This window comes from Aerococcus sp. L_32 (genome assembly GCF_050689315.1).
In genome coordinates, this window is sequence record NZ_JBOEQF010000740.1 from 1 (window position 1) to 894 (window position 894).

Genomic DNA, 894 nt, shown 5'->3' on the forward strand with positions numbered 1-894 from the left:
CTACTTGCTGGTAAAAATGATCTAGAACTCTTAGAAAATACCAAAGAGGGGCGTAATATCAATCGCCACTATTACACTAGTGATGAAATTGGACGTGAAATACAACGTCCATTGGTCCAAAAATTATTGCAATTATTTACCTTCCGTAATGAAAGTGAAGCTTTTGATTTAGCTGGTGGTATCGAGGTTGCTACATCGGATGCACATACGATAATCATTACACGCTATAATGCTGACAAATCAGTAATTGCTGAAGCAAACATAAACTTACTTGATTTAAGCTACAGTATCTTTGAAAACGACCGTCCCGTTCATTTTGAATAGAAAGAGAGTATAACATGGTAGAATTAAACCTAAACCATATTTACAAAAAATACTCCGACGCCACTGACTACGCTGTAGAAGATTTTAATTTAGATATTAAAGATAAAGAATTCATTGTATTTGTCGGACCTTCTGGTTGTGGTAAATCCACTACATTACGTATGGTCGCTGGATTAGAGGAAATAAGCCAGGGGGAACTAAAAATTGATGGTGAAGTAGTGAATAACAAATCACCTAAAGATCGTGATATTGCGATGGTATTCCAAAACTATGCTTTATACCCACATATGACGGTTTACGATAACATGGCTTTTGGTTTGAAATTACGTAAATACGACAAAGCTGAAATTGACCGTCGCGTGAATGAAGCAGGAGAAATACTAGGTTTAACTGATTTCTTACAACGTAAACCAGCAGACCTATCAGGTGGGCAACGACAACGTGTAGCTATGGGACGAGCAATTGTCCGTGATGCTAAAGTATTCCTAATGGATGAACCTTTATCAAACCTTGATGCCAAGTTACGTGTTTCCATGCGGACAGAAATTGCCAAAATCACCCGTAAAATTG

1 protein-coding gene and 1 pseudogene are annotated in these 894 nt (G+C 37.5%); both read left to right on the forward strand.

Annotated elements, in window-relative coordinates:
- Positions 1 to 324 (forward strand): annotated as a pseudogene (locus tag ACRCJ0_RS16100) (sucrose phosphorylase); the annotation flags it as partial.
- A 14-nt stretch (positions 325 to 338) separates the two neighbouring features.
- A partial coding sequence (locus ACRCJ0_RS16105; RefSeq protein ID WP_431391176.1) for an ABC transporter ATP-binding protein occupies positions 339 to 894 on the forward strand: 556 nt, incomplete at its 3' end.